The organism is Listeria sp. MAN/IMW/UF555 (assembly GCF_058684075.1).
On the sequence record NZ_JBZWZS010000010.1, the window covers coordinates 1 to 1,510 of the forward strand.

14 tRNA genes and 1 rRNA gene are annotated in these 1,510 nt (G+C 51.1%); all 15 read right to left on the reverse strand.

The annotated features are described in order from the left end of the window. Positions 1–48: 48 nt before the first annotated feature. A tRNA-Asp gene (locus AC4PG8_RS13810) sits at positions 49–124 on the reverse strand. 4 nt (positions 125–128) lie between these two features. Beyond that, positions 129–202: transfer RNA gene (locus AC4PG8_RS13815), tRNA-Met, on the reverse strand. A 42-nt stretch (positions 203–244) separates the two neighbouring features. Continuing rightward, a tRNA-Ser gene (locus AC4PG8_RS13820) sits at positions 245–334 on the reverse strand. Positions 335–356: 22 nt separating this feature from the next. Further along, a tRNA-Ile gene (locus AC4PG8_RS13825) sits at positions 357–430 on the reverse strand. Positions 431–441: 11 nt separating this feature from the next. Beyond that, positions 442–515, reverse strand: a tRNA-Met gene (locus tag AC4PG8_RS13830). A gap of 54 nt (positions 516–569) precedes the next feature. After that, positions 570–642, reverse strand: a tRNA-Ala gene (locus tag AC4PG8_RS13835). A 19-nt stretch (positions 643–661) separates the two neighbouring features. Further along, positions 662–735 (reverse strand) — tRNA-Pro (locus tag AC4PG8_RS13840). 10 nt (positions 736–745) lie between these two features. Then, positions 746–819, reverse strand: a tRNA-Arg gene (locus tag AC4PG8_RS13845). 12 nt (positions 820–831) lie between these two features. Continuing rightward, positions 832–917 (reverse strand) — tRNA-Leu (locus AC4PG8_RS13850). Positions 918–938: 21 nt separating this feature from the next. Further along, positions 939–1,010 (reverse strand) — tRNA-Gly (locus tag AC4PG8_RS13855). Between the two features lie 11 nt (positions 1,011–1,021). Further along, a tRNA-Leu gene (locus tag AC4PG8_RS13860) sits at positions 1,022–1,103 on the reverse strand. Positions 1,104–1,108: 5 nt separating this feature from the next. Beyond that, a tRNA-Lys gene (locus AC4PG8_RS13865) sits at positions 1,109–1,181 on the reverse strand. 40 nt (positions 1,182–1,221) lie between these two features. Continuing rightward, a tRNA-Thr gene (locus tag AC4PG8_RS13870) sits at positions 1,222–1,297 on the reverse strand. 8 nt (positions 1,298–1,305) lie between these two features. Continuing rightward, positions 1,306–1,378: transfer RNA gene (locus AC4PG8_RS13875), tRNA-Val, on the reverse strand. Between the two features lie 12 nt (positions 1,379–1,390). Then, positions 1,391–1,506 (reverse strand): 5S ribosomal RNA (gene rrf / locus AC4PG8_RS13880). Between the last annotated feature and the right edge of the window lie 4 nt (positions 1,507–1,510).

Genomic DNA, 1,510 nt, shown 5'->3' on the forward strand with positions numbered 1-1,510 from the left:
CCTTGAGCTTCAATCAAGTGCTCTACCAACTGAGCTACCAAGCCATAATGGCGGTCCCGACGGGATTTGAACCCGCGATCTCCTGCGTGACAGGCAGGCATGTTAACCCCTACACCACGGAACCACTATTGCGGGGGCAGGATTTGAACCTACGACCTTCGGGTTATGAGCCCGACGAGCTACCAGACTGCTCCACCCCGCGACAATAATATTTAATTTAGTCCACATATCACAAGTGAAAAAACGGAGGAAGAGGGATTCGAACCCCCGCGCGGTATTACCCGCCTGTCGGTTTTCAAGACCGATCCCTTCAGCCAGACTTGGGTATTCCTCCATGATAATAATAAAGTGACAAGTGGACCTTGCAGGACTCGAACCTGCGACCGGACGGTTATGAGCCGTCTGCTCTAACCAACTGAGCTAAAGGTCCAAGATTGAAAATAGCGGCGGAGGGAATCGAACCCACGACCTCTCGGGTATGAACCGAACGCTCTAGCCAGCTGAGCTACGCCGCCATAATAATAAGGCTACCATTTTCTTTCTAATTATGTGATTAAATGTGAAGTAAGTGGAGCCTAGCGGGATCGAACCGCTGACCTCCTGCGTGCAAAGCAGGCGCTCTCCCAGCTGAGCTAAGGCCCCATTATAAAAGATGAAACAATCGGGAAGACAGGATTCGAACCTGCGACCCCTTGGTCCCAAACCAAGTGCTCTACCAAGCTGAGCTACTTCCCGTTTAATAAAGTGCGCCCAAGAGGAGTCGAACCTCTAACCGCTTGATTCGTAGTCAAGTACTCTATCCAGTTGAGCTATGGGCGCATATGAAAATAATGCCGAGGACCGGAATCGAACCGGTACGGATATCACTATCCGCAGGATTTTAAGTCCTGTGCGTCTGCCAGTTCCGCCACCCCGGCATATTGGAACTTTTGAAAACAAGCGGAAGACGGGGTTCGAACCCGCGACCCCCACCTTGGCAAGGTGATGTTCTACCACTGAACTACTTCCGCATATTTATAAGTGCGGGTGAAGGGACTTGAACCCCCACGCCTCGCGGCGCCAGATCCTAAATCTGGTGCGTCTGCCAATTCCGCCACACCCGCAAAAGTGAGCCGTGCTGGGTTCGAACCAGCGACCCTCTGATTAAAAGTCAGATGCTCTACCAACTGAGCTAACGGCTCTCTACAATAAAAATATGTATTATTATAAAGATAATATTAATGGTGCCGGCTGCAAGAGTCGAACTCGCGACCTACTGATTACAAATCAGTTGCTCTACCAACTGAGCTAAGCCGGCATAAAAAATGGAGGTTAACGGGATCGAACCGCTGACCCTCTGCTTGTAAGGCAGATGCTCTCCCAGCTGAGCTAAACCTCCAGAAATAATATTGCCCGGCAGCGACCTACTCTCGCAGGGGGAAGCCCCCAACTACCATTGGCGCAGAGAAGCTTAACTACCGTGTTCGGGATGGGAACGGGTGTGACCTTCTCGCCATAACTACCAGACAAT